The organism is Exiguobacterium sp. RIT341 (assembly GCF_000632205.1).
Taxonomy (GTDB): domain Bacteria; phylum Bacillota; class Bacilli; order Exiguobacteriales; family Exiguobacteriaceae; genus Exiguobacterium_A.
This window is the reverse complement of record NZ_JFYW01000001.1, coordinates 1,626,128-1,643,280: the sequence shown is the minus strand read 5'-3', so window position 1 is coordinate 1,643,280 and position 17,153 is coordinate 1,626,128. Positions and strand designations below refer to the sequence as shown.

Annotated in this window: 17 protein-coding genes; 13 read left to right on the top strand and 4 right to left on the bottom strand. The window is 45.1% G+C overall.

The features are described from left to right. Window positions 1-116 precede the first annotated feature (116 nt). Complete coding sequence (locus tag BW42_RS08510) at window positions 117-614, top strand: GNAT family N-acetyltransferase (protein ID WP_035409789.1); 498 nt, start codon at window positions 117-119, stop codon at window positions 612-614. Between the two features lie 49 nt (window positions 615-663). Here BW42_RS08510 and BW42_RS08505 read toward each other — a convergent pair whose 3' ends face one another. From BW42_RS08505 to BW42_RS08495, 3 genes are all read right to left on the bottom strand, one after another. Continuing rightward, a complete protein-coding gene (locus tag BW42_RS08505) occupies window positions 664-2,130 on the bottom strand; it encodes a sucrose-6-phosphate hydrolase (protein WP_035409786.1) in 1,467 nt (488 codons plus the stop codon). Window positions 2,131-2,216: 86 nt separating this feature from the next. Continuing rightward, on the bottom strand, window positions 2,217-3,800 hold the full coding sequence (locus BW42_RS08500; protein WP_035409390.1) for a diguanylate cyclase domain-containing protein: 1,584 nt from the start codon (window positions 3,798-3,800) through the stop codon (window positions 2,217-2,219). Between the two features lie 26 nt (window positions 3,801-3,826). Further along, window positions 3,827-4,297: a GNAT family N-acetyltransferase gene (locus tag BW42_RS08495; protein WP_052019076.1), complete on the bottom strand. Its 471-nt coding sequence runs from the start codon at window positions 4,295-4,297 to the stop codon at window positions 3,827-3,829. Between the two features lie 152 nt (window positions 4,298-4,449). On the opposite strand from BW42_RS08495, the gene BW42_RS08490 reads away from it, so the two are divergent. Beyond that, the gene (locus tag BW42_RS08490; RefSeq protein ID WP_035409389.1) at window positions 4,450-5,367 is read left to right on the top strand and encodes an ABC transporter ATP-binding protein; all 918 of its coding nucleotides are present in this window, start codon (window positions 4,450-4,452) and stop codon (window positions 5,365-5,367) included. Then, window positions 5,345-6,088: an ABC transporter permease gene (locus BW42_RS08485; protein ID WP_035409387.1), complete on the top strand. Its 744-nt coding sequence runs from the start codon at window positions 5,345-5,347 to the stop codon at window positions 6,086-6,088. Before BW42_RS08490 ends, BW42_RS08485 begins: the two co-directional genes overlap by 23 nt. Window positions 6,089-6,144: 56 nt before the next feature. Here the strand turns inward: BW42_RS08485 and BW42_RS08480 are convergent, their stop codons facing one another. After that, window positions 6,145-6,717: a hypothetical protein gene (locus BW42_RS08480; RefSeq protein WP_231496882.1), complete on the bottom strand. Its 573-nt coding sequence runs from the start codon at window positions 6,715-6,717 to the stop codon at window positions 6,145-6,147. A gap of 239 nt (window positions 6,718-6,956) precedes the next feature. Here BW42_RS08480 and BW42_RS08475 point away from each other — a divergent pair, with 239 nt between their 5' ends. The 10 genes from BW42_RS08475 to BW42_RS16435 all read left to right on the top strand — a co-directional run bounded on the left by BW42_RS08475 (window position 6,957) and on the right by BW42_RS16435 (window position 17,070). After that, on the top strand, window positions 6,957-7,520 hold the full coding sequence (locus BW42_RS08475; protein ID WP_023467370.1) for a glycerol-3-phosphate responsive antiterminator: 564 nt from the start codon (window positions 6,957-6,959) through the stop codon (window positions 7,518-7,520). Between the two features lie 196 nt (window positions 7,521-7,716). Beyond that, the gene (locus tag BW42_RS08470; RefSeq protein WP_035409382.1) at window positions 7,717-8,541 is read left to right on the top strand and encodes an MIP/aquaporin family protein; all 825 of its coding nucleotides are present in this window, start codon (window positions 7,717-7,719) and stop codon (window positions 8,539-8,541) included. Window positions 8,542-8,571: 30 nt separating this feature from the next. Further along, window positions 8,572-10,062, top strand: coding sequence for a glycerol kinase GlpK (gene glpK, locus BW42_RS08465; protein WP_035409380.1), 1,491 nt, complete (start codon window positions 8,572-8,574; stop codon window positions 10,060-10,062). A gap of 133 nt (window positions 10,063-10,195) precedes the next feature. Continuing rightward, on the top strand, window positions 10,196-11,851 hold the full coding sequence (locus BW42_RS08460) for a glycerol-3-phosphate dehydrogenase/oxidase (RefSeq protein ID WP_035409379.1): 1,656 nt from the start codon (window positions 10,196-10,198) through the stop codon (window positions 11,849-11,851). A 146-nt stretch (window positions 11,852-11,997) separates the two neighbouring features. Continuing rightward, on the top strand, window positions 11,998-12,678 hold the full coding sequence (locus BW42_RS08455) for a DsbA family oxidoreductase (protein ID WP_035409376.1): 681 nt from the start codon (window positions 11,998-12,000) through the stop codon (window positions 12,676-12,678). 39 nt (window positions 12,679-12,717) lie between these two features. After that, on the top strand, window positions 12,718-13,707 hold the full coding sequence (locus BW42_RS08450; RefSeq protein ID WP_035409374.1) for a lipoate--protein ligase: 990 nt from the start codon (window positions 12,718-12,720) through the stop codon (window positions 13,705-13,707). 50 nt (window positions 13,708-13,757) lie between these two features. Continuing rightward, window positions 13,758-14,645, top strand: a complete 888-nt coding sequence (locus BW42_RS08445) for a glucose 1-dehydrogenase (RefSeq protein ID WP_035409372.1) — start codon at window positions 13,758-13,760, stop codon at window positions 14,643-14,645. Between the two features lie 124 nt (window positions 14,646-14,769). Then, entirely contained in the window at window positions 14,770-16,317 is a 1,548-nt protein-coding gene (locus BW42_RS08440; protein ID WP_035409371.1) for a fatty acid--CoA ligase family protein, read from the top strand. Window positions 16,318-16,383: 66 nt separating this feature from the next. Then, window positions 16,384-16,818 carry a methylglyoxal synthase gene (gene mgsA / locus BW42_RS08435; protein WP_029340960.1) on the top strand — a complete coding sequence of 145 codons (435 nt, stop codon included), beginning with the start codon at window positions 16,384-16,386 and terminating at the stop codon, window positions 16,816-16,818. A gap of 96 nt (window positions 16,819-16,914) precedes the next feature. Next, window positions 16,915-17,070, top strand: a complete 156-nt coding sequence (locus BW42_RS16435) for a hypothetical protein (RefSeq protein WP_197026224.1) — start codon at window positions 16,915-16,917, stop codon at window positions 17,068-17,070. Window positions 17,071-17,153 lie beyond the last annotated feature (83 nt).

The window sequence follows — 17,153 nt, the reverse complement described above, 5'->3', positions numbered from 1 at the left end:
CAATGTAAGAGGAGTGCCTTTAAAAGACTAGGCAAATGGACTCAAAAATATTAAAATGGGAATAGATGTAAGAGAGTACTCTCTTGTCCTGTACAAAGAGGGAAGGCGGAATGAGAATGTCTGTAGTGAAATTACACATGTATACAAATGAACATTATGAACAATGTGAGGCGTTCATTCTTCCGGAAGAACAAGTTCAGTTTACTTCTTTTCCAACGGATGTCGTTACGGATGCGGTTGCACATCCCGATAAGTTTCCGGTTGTTATTAAAAAAGACGAGCTCGTCGTCGGATTTTTTATTCTCCATCTCAATCCCCCTAAAACACACCGGACGGATGAACAAAGTGTCCTGTTACGTGCCTTTTCGATTGATGAACGGCATCAACATCAAGGATACGCGAAGGAAGCGATGATGCAGTTACCGGAGTTCGTTCATCATCATTTCCCGGAAGTCACATCGATTACACTTGCGGTCAATAAAAAGAATATCGCTGCAAAATCACTGTATTTCAAGACGGGATATGTCGATACGTTACAATCGGTCATGGGTCCAATCGGAGAGCAACATATTCTCGCCTTCGATTTAGAAAAGGAATCACGATTGAAGCAGTGAAGTAAAAAAGCATTTTCCTGATTATGTTCAGGAAAATGCTTTTTGTTATTTAAGATAAATCATAAATAGAGAGGTGGGCAGTCGCCTCACCAGAGAATCCGATACCTCGACTCGTTGCTTTTGGGAAAATACGTCCGCTTGCGACGGCTTCTCCATCATTGAGGAAAAGTTCGAACGAGGACCGGTCCACAAACAAACGTAATGTCTGCAAGTCTTTCGAAAGGACAGTCGATCGTGATGTACCAAATGATTCAGCAGGAACGTCCACACCCGAACGACTCCGGTCAATCGTAAATTGACGCGAAACGACATCATATTTAAATAGGGTTTCTTCTGTAGCGTCTTGACGAATTGAGAAGCGGAACGAATCCGACGACAGCTTCAAGTCTGTCATCACGAGTTCGAAAATCTCGGCTTCCGCAACCGTCACATCTTGCTCGAAAAGAATCGTTTCGTCAAATAAGGTTTCTTTTCGTAGCTGTGTCAGTTCATGGACAGGTCGTTGACGAAGTTGTCCCTGTTCGATCGTTAATTCACGTGGCAATGTCAAAGCATGTGCCCAGTTATAAATGTCAGAAGGATAACTAATGTCCGGTAAACCCATCCAACCAACAAGAATCCGTCGACCATCTGCCGCCTCAGTTGTTTGTGGCGCATAGAAGTCGAATCCGAAATCGAGTTCTTGGAAAGGTTCATGTGTGAATGTTAAGTTGGGTAAAGCTAACGGTTCCCCGATGAAGTAACCGGACTGGAAAATATTTTGATAGTTCGTACCATCTGGCTCAATCCCTTGAGGACTAAAGAGAAAGACGCCTTTTCCATTAAGCTCGAAATAATCAGGACATTCCCACATATAACCGAATGTCGGGTAGTTCGTCCGTAACTCACCGACAAACGTCCAGTGCTCTGCATCTTGAGACTGATAAATGACAGTACAACCTGTCAAGTCAGTGCGCTGTGCTCCAAGTATGCAGTACCAGATGCCCGATGCATCTTGAAAGACTTTCGGATCACGAAAATGTTCTGTATAGCCTTCAGGAACGGTTGGAATAGCAGGTGGTAAGTGTTTTTCAATCCGTCCATCCGAACGAAGGTGCCCAACGATTTGACTCGTATGGCGATTCCACTCTGCGTCCCGTTTGTTACCGGTGTACATGATGTGCACTTGATCATCTTTGATGAAGCCACTACCGGAATAAGCGCCGTGCGAATCAGGATCGTCATTTGGAATCAAGGCGGCCCCTTCATCGAACCAATGTACGAGGTCTTTTGATGTCATGTGATACCAGTACTTTAGACCATGAACAGGACCGAGTGGGAACCATTGATAAAATAAATGATAAAGACCGTCGTGGTAGACGAAGCCGTTCGGATCATTCAAAAGTCCGGTTGGAGGTTGGATATGGTAAGAAAATCGCCAAGGAGATGTTCTTACTTCTTCCTTCATCGCTTGGTATACGGTCGGATCGACATCCGAGAGGGGACGATATCGTGCTTCACGTGTCCATTGATTCATGCTGACAGCTCCTTGTTGAAAATTTATACGCTTCTCGTTCACCTTACGGAGGAGAACCGCGCTTGTCAATCCTCCGTTCCAAAAGGTCAATGAACGGACATACATCCTTTACCATCTTGCTTCGAACGATAGAGCGCTAAATCCGCATGGTGCATGACTTGCTCGAGCGATTCACCTGCTATCTGTTCAGCGAGTCCGATGCTCATTCCGATATGGACGGTCTGTTCTTCTAAATGATAAGGCATCGAGACATGGGCAATCCATTGTTCACCTAAGTGTTGTGCTTCTACTACAGACTGATGCGTTAAGACGATGATGAACTCATCGCCACCAAGACGAGCGACGAAGCCACCAGGTGGAAGTAACTGTTCGAGACGTTGACCGACCTCGATCAGGAGGAGATCACCAAGTGCGTGCCCATATGTGTCGTTAACTGCTTTAAAACCGTCTAAATCGAGACAAAGGTAGATGGAATGCGTTCCTATAGGTAATTGTTCGATGTATTGAGCAAGACCGTTTCGATTCGCAAGACCCGTGAGACTGTCACGTTGCGATAATCGTTCAAACGTCAGTTTTTCTTTTTCGGTATGCAGCAATCGACGAATCAGTTGCTGTAGGGCATCTGTCAATGTCTCGATTTCTCGGATTCCACGATGGTTCGGAAGTGATTTTGAAGGATCACCTTGCATTTGTTGTGCGGCATGCGTAATTTTTAAGAGTGGTCGAGTCAGCAGTTTCGCTAACATCCACCCAAGCAGAGCTGTAATGAGAGAGGCAATTAACCCAGCGATAAAAATCGTTTGGCGTAAAGCGTCGGCATCAGCGAAGGCAATCGATGTCGGTTGACGCACAAGAACCGTCCAACCTAGTCCATCATAGTCTTTGTAACCACGGCTCGTACTTTGACCAGAGACGAATTCTTTCTCTTTCCAAAAAGCGGTCGCAGGAGCATTCGAAGTGAGCGTTACACTAGTAGGCAATGTCTTACCACTCCATCCGTTTGGTCCAAGCAAAATCGTCTTTCGATCTTGACTAACGATGAAGACATCGACTTTTTGGAGAGAAGAGGTAGCGCTCTGGAAACTTTGTTCAATCGCTTTAGCCCATTCGAAACTGAGGTGTGTCGCGAGGACGCCGGAAAATCGTCCCTTATCATATAAAGGTGTACTTATATCGACAAATTGGAGTGGCTCACCACTTGGATTCGGCAATAATTTTGCGAGTAGGACGGCTTCATGAACATCACCGATGAATGGTTGCGATAATGCTTCTTGAAAAACAGGTCGTTCTTTGATCGATGTTCCTTCAAGAATCTGGTTCGTTGACGCAATGACTTTACCGTTCGCATCTAAACGACCAATCCAAGAAAAGTCGGGAATCTGTCGTTGTAACTCCTCTAGTGTCCGACGTGTTTCTACTTTTTGATCTGTTTGTTGAATCGTTGATAAAGAGCCAAGCAACTTCACTTCTGCATAGCGTGACCACATGTAATGATCGAGCTTGTCGGATAGTTGATGAGCAGTCGTTGACAGATTCATTCCGACTTCCGATTGGAGTCGGCTTGTCGCGTGTTGACTGATGAAGAAGGTCAACAACAGCGTCATGCTTAAAAATAATAGGGAAATCAATCCCGCTAACAGGATGTCAAAGCGAAGTGAGGGTCTGGACATTGTGTGATACTCCATTCATACGTTTCTCATTTGTTTTTGTTTGACTCATATACATAGACGTCTACTTGCTGTTTACGGTTCGAGATGCTCGTTCGTACATAGCGGAATCCATGTTTTTCCCAAAACCGTCGGGCTTTTACGTTATCAGGTAATACGGCGAGATGAATCTGTGACTCTCGACTTAAGAATTGATTGAAAAAGGCGGACAGTAACCGACTACCCGTTCCGGTGCCATGATGAGAAGCATCAAGTAAAAATAAACCAATCCACGTTGTACCGTCTTGCGGATGCTTTGGGAGGTAGTCAATCAGTAAGACAGGTTCTCCATCGATATACCCGATCAGCGATACAGTATCGGGATTCAAGAATTCCTCCTGTAAGATCGAATCAGAGAGTGGTAGCGCCCGTTCTTCTAGGCATGCATACTCTGGAACGCTTGCGTACAGTGATTGAACGATCGGAAAATGTTCACGTGTCATTTCTTCAAAAAGAATCATCTGAAGACTCCATTCCTTATTTAGTCTCAAATTTCTGCGTTAGCGGATTTTTATTTGGAATCAGATTACATATTTGTAAGAAAAGAAACTTTCGCAGGGAATTCACGTACACTATATAGCATAGACAAAATATGAATGAGGAGGAAGAGCAGATGTTAAAGATTGAAAATATCTCAAAGCGTCTCGGAAAAGAGCAAATTCTAAAAGACGTCAGTTTTGAGGTATCCCCAGGAGAAGTGTTCGGCTTCCTCGGACCAAATGGGGCAGGGAAGACGACAACGATTCGTATCATCACGGGTCTGCTTGAGCAGGATGCTGGGCGAGTCACGGTCAATGGCTATGATGTCGTAGAAGAGCGTTCGAAGGCATTGACGCAAATCGGAGCAATCGTTGAAAATCCAGCTTTTTATCCTTATTTAACAGGCAAACAAAACTTGATACATGCAAAAAACCTGATTCCAGGACTCGGACAAGTCGACTATGACGCACTTGCTCGTCTCGTTGGTTTAGAAGGAAAGCTTTCGAAGAAAGTTGGAGAGTATTCACTCGGAATGAAGCAACGTCTTGGAATTGCTCGCGCGTTGTTACATAATCCGCGCGTCTTGATTTTAGATGAACCGACAAATGGTCTAGATCCGTCCGGGATCGCAGAACTTCGTGAGTATTTACGACAAATGGCGCGTGAGCAGGATATCGCAATTTTGATCTCAAGTCATATGCTGAGTGAAATGGAACAAATCAGTGATCGATATGCCATCATTGATCAAGGTGTCATCAAGTCGGTCGAATCGGTTCGTAACGAAACCGGTGCAAAGGTGGCACTTCGCGTCAATAAGGAAGCGATGACTGACGTACTTGAAGCCCTTCGCATCGCGAACTATCCATCAGAAGTACTTGATGAACAAATCATCATCACAGCACCAGAAAGTGAGTGTCCGGCGATTGCCCGACTTGTCGTGCCGATTGCTGACTTACATGAATTGACCGTCAAACGCTTGACGCTCGAAGAACAATTCCTGCAAGTAACGAAAAAAGAGGGGGATTCACATGCTTTCGCTCATACAAAATGAATGGATGAAATGGTGGACGACTAAAAAAGCGAAAATCGTCTTAGCGCTATATGTCGTCATTGCGGTTGGTATTATCATTGTGGCGAAGACAAATGATTTTGAGTTCACACGCTATGATTACTATTCCTTAACATTTGTGTTGTTGACCTCCTTATTAGGGATCATCACGATCGTCTTCACGGCAGAAGCTATCGGGAATGAAGTACGGTATGATACGATGAAACATCTATTAATGAGTCCATATTCACGAATGACGATTTATTTCTCGAAGCTGATCTTCTCGATCTTGATCATGTTATTCCAATTCGTGTTCATTGCTGCGATCGTCTACGCAGGCTCATTTGTGTTTTCAGAGGTAGGAGATCCGATCCTGTTCCGCGACACGATCGTTGAGGTCGTCAGTCCGATTTTTACGATATTTATGACGTTGTTCTTCTCATTATTATTCCGCTCGGTCGGTATGATCATTGGCTTTACCGTATTAGCGCAGTTCTTTACGAGCATTGCGGGAAGTCTATTGATCGGCTTTAAACCAGCGATTGCCAAATGGATCGTATTCATGCACTTGGACTGGTCGATGTATTTCAAGGATTCTGTTTCCTATGGTATCAGTGAAGCAATGGGAACATCTTTAACATTCTCCGTCTTGTTCGTAATGGCGCATATCATCGTCTTATTAGGCGCGTCAATTCTTGTTTTCCAGAGAAAATCCTACACGTAAAGAAAAGAGTTGCTCACGGACGAATTTGTCTGTGAGCAACTCTTTTCTTTGAGTATTTAAGAACTAGTTCGTTTAGGCGGACGAGCCGTAATCGGGAACAGTCGCTGAAACCATTCAATCAGCGGACCATTCAATAGTAAGAAAATAAAAGTTCCGACTCCGATGCCGATCAATTGACGTTCAATCAGTGAAAAGAGACTGGCAATCAAAAAAGGAATCCCGAGACTAATCGTTGCTCCGATTGATGTACTTTTAAAGCGGGTGATGAGTGATTTCATCAAGTAATCTGGCGGCATCAACACGAAGCCGATTTGGAGATAAAGTGCAAGTCCAAGTGAAATCAACGGCATACCGATTAACATGTACAAGGCGCGCATCCATAGTCCTTGTGGTGTGTAGATCAATTGATGGATTGATAAGAAGAAATCAATTGCGGCGCCGAACAGTACGACGAGTGCGAAACTGAGGACGATCGTCCACCAACTGAAGCGGCTTCCAAGAGAAAGCGCTGCAATCAAGGCAAGCACATGTAAAACGATGATGGCCAGCCCGACAGTTAACGGTGAGATCGCCGCGACAGCTTCGCTTGCGGATGTCCAAGGTGCACTGCCGATCGAGGCGGTCACCATAAAGCTGTTACCTAGGGCATTAATTAAAATCGAGAATAAATAAATAGTGATCCGTTTTTGCTGACTCATTGACGTGCACAGACGGTAGGACTGCGCATTCACCTCCTGAAAATAAATCGTTTCGTTAAGCTATACCCTAATCGTAGCGCTCTTTTCACTTATTTTCATGAAAAGAGCATTGCCTAATACCTCAGTTTCACGACATACTTAGGACACATTACGAATCAGGGGGAGAACGCATGACATATTTTGGACAGAAGATCCTGCCTTCCGTTAGAAAATTAGAAGACTTTGAAAAGATGCTGAAGAGTCCATATGAGTATGGGGTCTTACTCGAAATGCACGTCTCGCGTTTAAAAGCAGTCTATGAGATGGCACATCGATACGATAAAAAAATGTTTTTGCATATGGATCTCGTCCAGGGGTTAAAAAATGATGAGTACGCGACGGAATATGTTTGCCAAGAACTGAAACCGTATGGCGTCATTTCGACGAAGGCGAGTGTTATCTTGAAGGCACGTCAAAAAAAAGTCAAGACGATGCAGCGTATGTTCTTACTCGATTCCAGTTCACTTGAAAAAAGTTATCAACTTATGGAACGCACACAACCTGATTACATCGAAGTATTACCAGGGTTGATGCCGAAGTATATTCAAGAAGTGAAGGAAAAGACAGGACGTCTCGTATTCGCAGGGGGACTGATTGATACAGTAGAAGAAGTCGAACAAGCGATTGAAGCAGGTGCCTCAAGCATCACGACATCGAATAAGGATTTATGGCGGCATTTTGAACCACGCTCTTAATCGGATTGTGAGAAAAATCATTTGGAACGTTTGACAGCGTTTTCACCGATTGTTATAGTGATATCAAGTTGATACAAAGTGACGGAGAAAAGGGAGATTCACGTGTGAGTTCTACTTGAAGAAAATTCAAGTATGAGCTGACGTGGATCTCCTTTTTATGTTGCTTTTTTCACATAATAAAAAAGGAGGAACACTTATGTCACCTTTATTAGCAGAATTTTTAGGTACAGCCTTGCTAGTCGCGCTTGGAAATGGTGTTGGCGCAGGCGTTAGCTTAACGAAATCGTTCGCGAAGGACGCAGGCTGGATCGTCATCACGTTTGCATGGGGATTTGCCGTAGCGATTGCCGCGTATGCCGTTGGTCAATTCAGTGGGGCACACCTTAATCCAGCAGTGACGCTTGGTTTAGCATTTGACGGCTCATTTGCATGGGCGGATGTACCAGGCTATATCGTCGCTCAAATCGCCGGCGGGATATTAGGTGCAAGTCTTGTTTTCGTGCACTACTTACCACATTGGGCGGAAACGAAGGATCCAGCAACGAAGCTTGGCGTCTTTGCAACGTCTCCAGCGATTCCATACACATTTGCTAATCTAATGAGTGAAATGATTGCGACGTTCTTACTTGTTATCGGGTTGTTATCAATCGGAGCGAATAAGTTCTCGGATGGTCTGAATCCTCTAATTGTCGGCTTCTTGATCGTCAGCCTCGGTATGTCATTCGGAGGTACGACAGGATATGCGATGAACCCGGCGCGGGACCTTGGTCCTCGTATTGCCCATTTCATCCTACCGATTCATGGAAAAGGATCATCGAATTGGGGGTACTCTTGGATTCCGGTTCTTGGACCAGTTCTTGGTGGAAGTCTTGGCGGATTGTTTTATCGTTCGGTCTTCACAGGAAAAGATACACCGGCTTTTTGGATTGTAGGACTTGTGACAATCATCATATTAGGCTTATGCTATAGATTCGGTGTTCGTCCGAACAAAACAACGTCAGTGAAGTCAAAGTCAGCTTAACTTATTTAGATACAAAAGGATGGGGAAGAGATGGAGAACTACATTTTGTCATTGGATCAGGGAACGACAAGTACACGTGCGATCCTGTTTAATCGTGCTGGTGAGATCGTACATTCAGCGCAACAGGAATTCACGCAGTATTTTCCAAAACCAGGTTGGGTCGAACACAACGCAAACGAGATTTGGGGAAGTGTCCTTGCGGTCGTGGCGACTTGTCTGACGGAAGCAAACATAAAACCGTCGCAGATTGCCGGCATCGGGATCACGAACCAACGTGAAACAGCCGTCGTCTGGGAAAAAGAAACAGGGAAACCGATTCACAATGCAGTCGTGTGGCAATCGAGACAAACGGCTGAAATTTGTGAAGCGCTTCGAGCAGCCGGTCATGCCGAGCTCTTCCGTGAGAAGACAGGTCTATTGATTGATGCTTATTTCTCTGGTACGAAAGTCAAATGGATTTTGGATCATGTCGAAGGAGCACGAGCGCGTGCTGAACGTGGTGAACTATTATTCGGGACGATCGATACGTGGCTCATCTGGAAATTATCTGGCGGAAAAGCACATGTGACCGACTATTCGAATGCGAGTCGTACGTTGATGTACAACATTCATGAATTAAAATGGGATGACGAATTACTCGACATCTTAGACGTCCCGAAAGCGATGCTTCCAGAAGTACGACCTTCTTCTGAAGTGTACGCAGAAACAGCAGGTTATCATTTCTTCGGAGAAGCGGTTCCGATCGCTGGTGCAGCGGGTGATCAACAAGCCGCCTTGTTTGGTCAAGCGTGTTTTGACACAGGAATGGCGAAAAACACATACGGTACAGGCTGCTTCATGTTGATGAACACAGGCGAAGAGGCTGTGAAATCAGATCATGGACTGCTCACAACGATTGCGTGGGGCGTCGATGGTAAAGTTGAGTATGCCTTAGAAGGAAGTATCTTTGTCGCAGGATCCGCAATCCAATGGTTACGAGACGGATTACGCATCATTGATGATGCAAAGGAATCAGAAGGATACGCAACGCGTGTCACGTCATCAGAAGGTGTCTACGTCGTACCGGCATTCGTTGGTCTTGGAACACCTTACTGGGATTCAGACGTTCGTGGTGCAGTCTTCGGTTTGACACGTGGTACGGAAAAAGAACACTTTATCCGCGCAACATTAGAATCACTCGCTTATCAGACACGTGACGTCTTATCTGCGATGGAGCAAGATTCAGGTATCGAGATGAAGACACTTCGTGTTGACGGTGGAGCGGTTAAAAATAACTTCTTAATGCAGTTCCAAGGTGACATCATTCAAGCGCCGGTCGAACGTCCGGAAATCAATGAGACGACGGCATTAGGTGCAGCCTACTTGGCAGGTCTTGCTGTCGGATTCTTTGAAAACCGTGAACAAATTGCTACGCAATGGAAAAAAGAACGCCGTTTCGAGCCGAGTATGGCAAAAGAAGAGACGGATGCGCTTTATGGCGGATGGCAAAAAGCTATTCAAGCTACGATGTTGTTCAAATGATGTGATCTATGTTATAGTAAGGTCAAGTTAATAAACCGGTCGGAGAATATGGAGAGACCACAGCAACAGTTGACATAGTCAACGTGTTTGTTGTGGTCTCTTTTTTTTCGAACCTAAACAGGAGGAACTATTCATGGCTAACCAACCATTCTCAAGCAAAAACCGTGCAGATGTCTATAATCGATTAACACGTGAAGAACTCGATCTACTTGTCGTAGGTGGCGGGATCACAGGTGCGGGAATCGCCCTCGATGCGGCGTCACGCGGTATGAAGATTGGCCTCGTCGAAATGCAGGATTTCGCATCTGGTACATCTAGTCGTTCAACGAAATTAGTCCATGGTGGTCTACGTTATTTAAAACAATTCGAAGTTCAAATGGTCGCTGAAGTCGGTAAAGAACGTGCGATTGTTTACGAAAACGGCCCACACGTTACGACACCAGAGTGGATGTTACTTCCGATGCATAAGGGCGGTACATTCGGACCGTTCAGTACGTCAATCGGTCTTCGTGTCTATGACTTCTTAGCAGGTGTTAAACGTTCTGAATGGCGTACGATGTTATCTGCAAAAGAAACATTAGCAAAAGAACCACTCGTTAAACAACAAGGTCTTAAAGGTGGCGGTTACTACGTCGAGTACCGCACAGATGACGCTCGTCTAACGATTGAAGTCATGAAAGAAGCAGTCGAACATGGCGCACGTGTCGTCAACTATACAAAAGCAGAAGAAATCATCTACGATGCTGGAAAAGTCGTCGGGATGCGTGTGACAGACCTCTTGACAGGTGACGTGCATGAAATCCGTGCGAAAAAAGTCGTTAATGCGACAGGTCCATGGGTTGATGAATTACGTGAAAAAGATGGCTCGAAAGTCGGGAAACAACTTCGTTTGACAAAAGGTGTCCACGTTGTCATCGATCAATCGAAATTCCCACTCAAACAAGCGGTCTACTTTGATACACCAGACGGTCGTATGATTTTTGCGATTCCACGTGATGGAAAAGCATACGTTGGTACGACAGATACGTTCTTCGATAAAGATACAGCACATCCGAAGTTCACAGTCGAAGATCAAGACTACGTCCTAGACGCGATCCACTATATGTTCCCAGATGTTAAAGTAACAGCGGAAGATATAGAATCAAGCTGGGCTGGTGTACGTCCGTTGATCTATGAACAAGGAAAAGACCCTTCTGAAATCTCTCGTAAAGATGAAGTATGGCAATCTGAGTCAGGTCTCATCACGATTGCTGGTGGTAAATTGACTGGATACCGTAAAATGGGTGAGCACGTCGTTGATCTCGTTGCAAAACTCTTGAAAAAAGAAGAAAATGTTGCGTATGCACGTTGCTCGACGAAAAACATGCCAATGTCGGGTGGACATGTCGGCGGAGCAAAAGGATTTGCTGAATTCCTAAAAGCTCAAACAGCAACGAATGGTCTAACAACAGAGGAAGTTCAATTCTTAGCAAAACGCTACGGTTCGAACCTACCGAAAGTGCTTGAATATGCAGCAGCATATGATGCTGCTACGACAGATCTTCCACGTTCTGTCTACGCACAACTTCACTATGGTATCGAACATGAAATGGTCGCTCGTCCGATCGACTTCTTCATCCGGCGTACAGGTGCTGTCTTCTTCGACATCGCTTGGGCTCGTGCTCACAAAGACGCGGTCATCGAAGAAATGAAAACTGTCTTGAACTGGACAGCAGAACAAACAGCTGCTTACACGAAAGAACTCGATATTGAGATCGAAGATGCAGCACACGCGCTTGTAACAGAATAAGCGATGAACGCACTAAAGAACCAAGATCAAAACGATCTTGGTTCTTTTTTCGCACATATTCGAATCGACCTGGGCGGAAAGATTGCAACTCTGTCTAGAGGCGACTATGCTTAATGTATGAAACTGCACAAAAGGAGAGAACACAGATGAAAGTAGAAGTATGGTCGGATTATGCATGTCCGTTTTGTTATATTGGGAAGCGTCGTTTAGAACAAACAATTGCGAACGAAAAGTTGGATGTTGAGGTCGAATTCAAAAGCTTTGAACTTGACCCAGATGCACCAGCAGTGCCGACGCAAGGGTTATACGAAATTCTTGCTTCGAAATATGGGACGACTCTCGAACAAGCACGGAATATGTCGCAAGGTGTCGTTGATACGGCACGTCAGGAAGGCTTGCACTACGAGATGGATCGTGTCATCCCAGCCAATACATTCGAGGCTCATCGCCTGACTCAATTTGCAAAAAAACATGGTAAGATGAATGCAGTATCGGAAGCTTTGTTCACAGCTTATTTCATGAATGGAGAAGATTTGAATGACCCAGCCATTCTGACGCGGATCGCAGTAGAAGCAGGACTTGCTGAAGCAGATGTCACAGCGTTTCTCGCATCAAAAGAACTGGCGACAGATGTTCGAGAAGAAGAGGCGATGGCACAACAACTTGGTGTTCGTGGTGTACCGTTCTTCGTCTTCGACCGAAAATATGCTATTTCCGGCGCACAACCAGTAGAAGCATTCGAACAAGTCTTCACGAAGATCCGCCAAGAACAAACACTTGAAATCATCGCTGAAGGTGATGCGTGTGGTGTCGACGGCTGTAACTGATCACATTATGATTCCATCACAAAGGAGCACGAAACCCTTATGAAATTCATCTTCCATCCTGAGATTCGCGATGCGCGAATCAATCTCGCTGTCGAAGAATTCATCTTGAACAACCTGAACGTCAATGAAGAAGACTATTTCTTGTTTTATATCAACGGTCCATCCATCATCGTCGGAAAAAACCAGAACACGAATGAAGAAGTTAATTTGAAGTATGTCGAGGAAAACGGCATCCACGTCGTCCGTCGTCTTTCCGGCGGTGGCGCTGTTTATCATGATGAAGGAAACTTGAACTTCAGTTTCTTGACGAAAGATGACGGTGATTCGTTCAACAACTATAAAAAGTTCACGGAGCCGGTCGTGCAAGCGCTGCATAAACTCGGTGTCGAAGCGGAATTATCTGGACGAAACGATATTCATGTCGGAAGCCGGAAAATCAGCGGGAATGCCCAGTTCACGACAAAAGGACGGATGTTTAGTCATGGTACGCTGATGCTCGATTCGAACATCGAAGAAGTCGTCAATGCGCTTGTCGTCAGTGAAGAGAAGATGCGTTCCAAAGGCATTAAATCGGTTCGGAGTCGTGTCGCGAACATCTCGGAATTCCTGACAGAACCGTTGACGATGGAACAATTCGTCGATCATCTCCTTGCCTCGATCTATGAAGGGAAAGAGATTGAACGGTATATCTTAACTGAAGAAGACTGGGATAAAGTACGTGCCATCTCGGCAGAACGTTATGGCAACTGGGAATGGAATTTCGGAAAATCACCGAAATTCGATGTCATTCAAAAAAAACGTTTCCCGATCGGAACGATTGACTTCCGATTGAATGTCAAAAAAGGCATCATTGAAGAAGCGAAGATTTACGGTGACTTCTTTGGCGTCGAGGACGCGGAAGAAATCGCACGGGCGCTTGTAGGTACACGTTATGATCGCGCGTCTCTTCGCGAAGTGCTCGGTCGGTACGAATTGAAAAAATATTTCGGCGCCGTCGAACTTGATGAGGTGCTAGACGTTTTAGCGTAAGTCTTTATGGGAAAACTCCTTCTATCAACAGCATAGGGGGAGTTTTTTTCATGGGCTATAATAAAGATAACTTTTTAGAAGGTTCGTTGACGGACTTTATCGATTTTGAACAGATTTCAAAACAATTACCGAAGACGGAGGACGAACAACCGTTACCTTATTATGAGCGTGATGATTATAAGGCAGCAGGTAAGCTTGAAGGAAAGGTCGCAATCGTCACAGGCGGCAATTCTGGAATTGGTCGTGCTGTCTCGATTGCTTATGTCCGTGAAGGGGCAAAGGTCGTCATTGCTTTCTATGGCGATCAAGAGGGAGCAGAAGAAACGAAGGCGCGTCTTGAAGAATTAGGAGGCGAAGTCCTACTTTCTAAAGGAGATATTGGGGACGCAGACTACTGTGAAACACTTGTTCAAAAAACGATCGACCATTTCGGTCGCTTAGATATCGTCGTCAACAATGCAAGTATGCAAAAACCAGAAGATAGTCTGAAGGATATCACGGATGAGTCGATGGAGAAGACGTTCAAGACAAATATCTTCGGAATGATGCGTCTTGCCCGTGCCGCACTACCGCACCTTTCACTTGGTTCTGCCATCATCAATACAACATCTTCGACAGCATACGAGGGGAACGCATTATTGATCGACTACTCCGCTACTAAAGGAGCAATCGTTAGCTTCACGCGGAGTCTTTCAATGAATCTGGCAAAAGAGGGAATTCGTGTCAACGCCGTCGCGCCTGGTCCGATTTGGACACCACTCATCACGGAGACGTTCCCGGATGAATCAGTCAAGACGTTCGGTAAGAATACACCTATGGATCGCCCAGGGCAACCGGCCGAGATGGCATCTGCTTATGTCTTCCTCGCCTGTAACGATTCAAGTTATATGACAGGACAGGTCCTTCACTTAAATGGTGGTGTCATCGTTAACGGTTAAAAAGAAACTCGGTGAAAACGTTTCCAAAAAGTGTTACACTATCCATACGGTCGCTTTTGACTACGTATGGATTTTTTTTACGTAAAAAATGAATAGTCATTCATTCGAAAGGGGAATTTTGCTCATGCTTGGATTGATTCAATCCGTTGAGGAGACAGCTCGAACACATCCGGACACAACGGCGTATGTGTTTGAGGACACGCAAGTCAGCTATCGTGAGTTCGTCGAGAAGTTTCACCGGGCAGCCGGCGCGCTTGAAGCAAATGGAATTCGAAAGGGCGATCATGTTGCGCTTATCTTAGGGAACAGTCCATCCTTCCTAGTCGCGTACTATGCCATCATGAAACAAGGAGCTATTGCAATTCCAATCAATCCTACATACACGCCGGATGAAATCGGGTATATCCTGATGAACGGTGATGTGAAAGGGATTTTAGGCATTGCTCCGCTTGTCGAAGCTGCAAAAGATCGTCTCGTTCATTTACCGAACCTCAAGATTGTCGTCTCTGTTCCCTATGCGGATCAGGAAGGACCAAACGAAACACATCAACAAGTTACGTTCATCACGCTCGATCGCTGGCTCGAAATCGAACATCCATTGACAGACGTGACGAATGAACTGGATGACATCGCCGTCATTCTCTATACAAGTGGGACGACAGGAAAACCAAAAGGTGCGATGTTATCGCATCGTAATCTGACGTCAAATGCGCGCTCAATCGGAGATTATCTACACGTATCAAGTAAAGACCGGACACTTGCCGTATTACCAATGTTCCATGTCTTTTGTTTGACAGTCGTCATCAATGCTTCGCTCGCACATGGAGCCTCAATCATCATTGCTTCACGGTTTTCACCACAAGAGACGTTTGAGTTAGCGAAAAAAGAACAGGTGACGATTTTTGCAGGCGTGCCAACGATGTATAATTTCTTACTGCAAACCGTGAAGGCACATCCGGAATACGCGACCTATTTTGAGTCAACCCGTCTATTCGTCTCAGGAGGAGCGAGTCTTCCAGTACCACTCCTTGAAGCGTTTGATCAGACATTCCAGTGTCATATCCTCGAAGGATACGGTTTATCGGAAGCATCGCCCGTCACTTGTTTCAATCCGGTCGATGGTGTTCAGAAACCAGGCTCGATCGGTACATCGATCGTCGATGTTGAAAACAAAGTTGTCGATGAACTCGGACAGGAATTACCAGATGGTCAGGTCGGAGAATTGATTGTTCGTGGACCAAACGTCATGACGGGTTATTACAAGATGCCAGAAGAGTCGCAAGCGACGTTACGCGATGGCTGGTTATATACGGGTGATTTGGCTCGTCGTGATGAAGATGGTTATTTCTATATCGTCGATCGCAAAAAAGATATGATCATCGTCGGTGGCTATAACGTCTACCCACGTGAGGTCGAAGAAGTGCTCTATCAGCATCCAAATATCATTGAAGCCGCTGTTATCGGCATACCGGACGAGGAGATGGGCGAAGCTGTCAAAGCATTCGTCGTTGTCCGTGAGACGATGACAGAAGAGGAGGCGCGGACATTCTGTGGCACATCACTCGCGAAATACAAATGTCCGACACAGATTGAGTTCATCGATCGATTACCTCGTAATACGACCGGAAAGATTTTACGGACCGTGTTGAAGAAGCAACCGACGAATTCATGAGTGTTTCAAGAACTTCAGGTTTCTGAAGTTCTTTTTCTGTGCATAGACAAGAAGGAGGGGATACGAATGAATATCGCATTGATCGCACATGATGAAAAAAAAGATGAGATGATGGGGTTTACACGAGCTTATGCTGCATTCTTCAAGAAAAATACATTGTATGCGACAGGAACGACCGGGCAACGGATCATGGAAGCGACAGATTTACATGTTCATCGCTGTAAATCTGGACCACTCGGCGGTGATCAAGAAATCGGAGCCCTCGTGGCGCAAGGAAAGATCGATATCGTGATTTTTTTACGCGATCCGCTAACGGCGCAACCGCATGAACCGGACGTCTCCGCACTCATTCGATTATGCGATGTGTACGATCTGCCGCTCGCAACGAATGTCGGAACTGCCGAAATTTTAATCAATGGACTCGAACAAGGACAATTCGATTGGAAGGAGATCATTCGAAAACGTCATGAACTAGAACAAAAAAAGTTTTTAGATGATTAATTTTGTGAGAACGCTTCTCATTTTCGTTTAAGCATGCTATAGTCAGTTTGAGGATGATACTGATTATCAATTGCGATGGAAAAGGTGGCGAAGAAAATGGAGATTCTATTAATGACGGGTGTAACAGTATTGCTAGGAGGCGGCGTTGGATTTTTGACGCACGTCGTGAAAATGGAACGACGTCAACAGGTGGCACCTGCGACTTCAAAGAACGAGCAAGTAGCGTATCCAGCGCTCCGTCTCGTCAAATAATAGAAAATTTATGACTTCGCCTTTCTTTTCTTTTGAAAAGAAAGGTTTTTTTGAATTATTATCCACTCTCCCATAATTTTGCG

Coding starts and splice junctions, on each gene's coding strand:
- BW42_RS08510 (WP_035409789.1), top strand. CDS start 117: ATGTCTGTAGTGAAATTACACATGTATACAAATGAACATTATGAACAA.
- BW42_RS08480 (WP_231496882.1), bottom strand. CDS start 6,717: ATGGTGACCGCCTCGATCGGCAGTGCACCTTGGACATCCGCAAGCGAA.
- BW42_RS08485 (WP_035409387.1), top strand. CDS start 5,345: ATGCTTTCGCTCATACAAAATGAATGGATGAAATGGTGGACGACTAAA.
- BW42_RS08440 (WP_035409371.1), top strand. CDS start 14,770: ATGCTTGGATTGATTCAATCCGTTGAGGAGACAGCTCGAACACATCCG.
- BW42_RS08505 (WP_035409786.1), bottom strand. CDS start 2,130: ATGAATCAATGGACACGTGAAGCACGATATCGTCCCCTCTCGGATGTC.
- BW42_RS08445 (WP_035409372.1), top strand. CDS start 13,758: ATGGGCTATAATAAAGATAACTTTTTAGAAGGTTCGTTGACGGACTTT.
- BW42_RS08475 (WP_023467370.1), top strand. CDS start 6,957: ATGACATATTTTGGACAGAAGATCCTGCCTTCCGTTAGAAAATTAGAA.
- BW42_RS08490 (WP_035409389.1), top strand. CDS start 4,450: ATGTTAAAGATTGAAAATATCTCAAAGCGTCTCGGAAAAGAGCAAATT.
- BW42_RS08500 (WP_035409390.1), bottom strand. CDS start 3,800: ATGTCCAGACCCTCACTTCGCTTTGACATCCTGTTAGCGGGATTGATT.
- BW42_RS08470 (WP_035409382.1), top strand. CDS start 7,717: ATGTCACCTTTATTAGCAGAATTTTTAGGTACAGCCTTGCTAGTCGCG.
- BW42_RS08460 (WP_035409379.1), top strand. CDS start 10,196: ATGGCTAACCAACCATTCTCAAGCAAAAACCGTGCAGATGTCTATAAT.
- BW42_RS16435 (WP_197026224.1), top strand. CDS start 16,915: ATGGAGATTCTATTAATGACGGGTGTAACAGTATTGCTAGGAGGCGGC.
- BW42_RS08455 (WP_035409376.1), top strand. CDS start 11,998: ATGAAAGTAGAAGTATGGTCGGATTATGCATGTCCGTTTTGTTATATT.
- glpK (WP_035409380.1), top strand. CDS start 8,572: ATGGAGAACTACATTTTGTCATTGGATCAGGGAACGACAAGTACACGT.
- BW42_RS08450 (WP_035409374.1), top strand. CDS start 12,718: ATGAAATTCATCTTCCATCCTGAGATTCGCGATGCGCGAATCAATCTC.
- BW42_RS08495 (WP_052019076.1), bottom strand. CDS start 4,297: ATGATTCTTTTTGAAGAAATGACACGTGAACATTTTCCGATCGTTCAA.
- mgsA (WP_029340960.1), top strand. CDS start 16,384: ATGAATATCGCATTGATCGCACATGATGAAAAAAAAGATGAGATGATG.